Origin of the sequence: Rhodopirellula sp. JB055, assembly GCF_043100905.1 — a bacterium.
In the GTDB taxonomy this organism is placed as follows: domain Bacteria; phylum Planctomycetota; class Planctomycetia; order Pirellulales; family Pirellulaceae; genus Rhodopirellula.
In genome coordinates, this window is sequence record NZ_JBICHO010000402.1 from 1 (window position 1) to 2,769 (window position 2,769).

General features: G+C 56.2%; 2 protein-coding genes and 1 pseudogene. All 3 read right to left on the reverse strand.

Annotation, left to right across the window (positions count from 1 at the left end; translation table 11 throughout):
- Positions 1-192: pseudogene (locus tag ACF8AM_RS15775) on the reverse strand (BON domain-containing protein); the annotation flags it as partial.
- Positions 193-749: 557 nt separating this feature from the next.
- Entirely contained in the window at positions 750-1,322 is a 573-nt protein-coding gene (locus ACF8AM_RS15780) for an RNA polymerase sigma factor (RefSeq protein WP_392556553.1), read from the reverse strand.
- Between the two features lie 96 nt (positions 1,323-1,418).
- A partial coding sequence (locus tag ACF8AM_RS15785; protein ID WP_392556554.1) for a prepilin peptidase occupies positions 1,419-2,769 on the reverse strand: 1,351 nt, incomplete at its 5' end.

The window sequence follows — 2,769 nt, forward strand, 5'->3', positions numbered from 1 at the left end:
GGTGCCGCGGAACACGACCACTCCGTCGTTGACTTTCATGTCAAGGTTGAAGTTTTTCAGTTCACCTGCATCGCGGCTGACTTTGAGCCGTTGCATGACTTGCTGTGCGATCTCGCGATCACCGCCAAAGGCCTGAGCAGGCCCCAGCGTGGCGATCGCGGCCATCGCCAGTCCAAAATATTTGCGTCGCATGGAAATGCCTCCCTACAGTCCTTTGTGAGGTGTCATTCACCGACCGCGTTACTCGCGGAAAAAGGGAACGGCTGACAGCCGGTCCGATCGGTGCTATGGACTGTTTCGGTTGTAACGAGGCCTAACCGGCAGGTTTTTTCCGATTTTGTGGATAAATCAACACAATTCGGCTTGAACAGCTTTCCCTGCGTTTGGAAGAAGCCAACGATCTTCGCACTCAACCAGCCGAGAAAAAACGTTTGCTCGTCCCCCCGCTGCCAATCGGAACCTCCACCCGCGCACCACATTTGGGACACCCGCCTCGATAGGCGGTCCGCTGATCATTCCGATAGATGCGTCCGTAGGTTTGACAACATCGGAACTGAATCCCCAAAAACGGACGCGGGTTGCCCGGCGTGCCGTCTGGCCCAGATCGCGAAGATTCGGAACCACCGCGGACATCGTGCACGACATCCAAATGGTTGCCAACCTTTCGTTGAGGAGTGGGATCGACCATGGTTATTGAACGTGGAAAGGTGTGGCGAAATTCCAGAGTTCCGAAACCGTACACCTCTGGCTCAAGAACCAGGTTCATCCGAGACTTCTGACTCGGGTTCTCGCAGTTGCTCAATCGCCAATCGCAACTGCTTTCTAGCCCGATTCAAACGACTGCGAACGGTGCCAATGGACAGTTCCAAAATCTCTGCCATTTCCTCATAAGAAGATTCGTTCATCTCTCGCAAGACAAGAATGCTGCGGTGCTGATCGCTGAGTTGCTGCAGCGCCGATTGAACCAGCGAAACGTCGTCCTGGCGAATCATATTCGCGTCCACCGCCTCGCCGTCACAAACGACTTCTTCGCCAATTTCTTCGCGCTGTTGGTCCAGCGACATCCGAACTTTCTGCCGCCGTTTTCGCGACAAAGCGATGTTGAAAGCGACGCGATACAGCCAGGTGAAGAATTGGCTGTTCTGCTGGAACGTGTCCAGTTTGACGAACGCCCGGATGAAGGCTTCCTGGGTCACCTCCTCGGCGTCATGCACGGAACCAGTGACATGAATCATGGCATGATGCAGCCGGTCCTGATGACGAATCACCAAGCTTTCAAACGCGGATGCGTCACCCGACAATGCAGCTTCAATGAACGCCACATCGTCCGTCGACGCAGGCTTCGCCGTGGCATTTTCGTTTCGGTTCGAGCTGGCTGCGTCCACTTCCCCTCAACTTGATGATCGTTCGCTGAGTGATCAGTTTAACTCGAACGAGTCGCCCTGTTGCAAAGCATTTGAGTCTTTCCCCGATGCCTGATCCTTTGGAACGTCCTCATCGGAATGATCCGAGATTCCGCCGTTTTCTGTTTCATCGCCCATTGGAGCCCCCGATTCTCCGTTTTCATCTAACCACAACGGAATCGTTAACACCCCGAAAAACGAAACAACCAAACCAAGTTGTGACGCCTGCTCACTGGGCCAAACGTGGGACGCCACCAGCCCCCGCCACAGCAACAATTGCACACTCAATGCAACCGGCAGGCTGACCGCAAAACGGCCCAAGGAATCCCGGGACTGAGCAAAGGGAAACCGTTCCAACATCCTCGCGAAAATTGCGGCGATCAAGATCACGCCCATCACTGCTTGCCAGCCCACCACGATCGCGGGGACCGCAATCAAGACCATCAAATCAATCAGCCGCCGCGTCGATGAACCGAGCGGGTCCAGCTTCATGTCCGCCGAAGGGCAAAAGCTCTTCGCCAACACTCGCGCGAAAAAACCCGCTGCCACCAAAGACGTCAACAACCGCACCCCAATCTGGACCAGCGTCACCGACCAATCACCACTGTGAGTCATCCATCCCGTCGGAGGCCACCCCCCAACCATCAACGGCATTGAATCGTCAACAAGTTGCCACGGAACCACCATCGTCTGTGGCAATGCGAACATGCCCCCAATCAGCGTCACCGCCGCGAACAACGTCAACCGAGGTGGCAAAGGATTCCCGTCGAACCGGATCAGCCCCGCCGCCCACGCGGTCGCCAATGCCACCGCGTGATACAGCATGAGCGTCAATAAATCGGCGTCAACGACCGGGGTCGACAACCAATTCCACCGCACGGAATCACCCAAGTACGGCAGACTCCACCGCGTCAACTCCGTTGTGCCCACCAATGCGAACGTGATCCCGACCAGCGTTTCAACGATCGGATAACGGGACGAGATCGGAAGCCGGCAGTCTCGGCAACGCCCACTCAACCACAGCCAACCCAGAATGGGCACGTTGTCACGGGCCCGAAGCTGGTTGTGACAACGCGGGCAAAACGAATGGCCGTTGACGTTCAAACGCTGAGGCAATCGCCACACGACCACATTCAGGAAACTGCCCACGCTGGCCCCGACCACCAGAAAAAACGTGAAGATGACCACGTCATTGGCTCGCGGCAACAACAGATCGGTCACCTGAAAATGCGGGTGTGCTCCCGCAATCCACAGCGCAGCCCCCCACACATAAGCCACCGATGCGAGCAGATACCCGATCAGCAAGCAGACAGCGAGACTTCGATAGGTTGAACGTCGTGGCGACAAAATTGCATGGCCCTTGGCG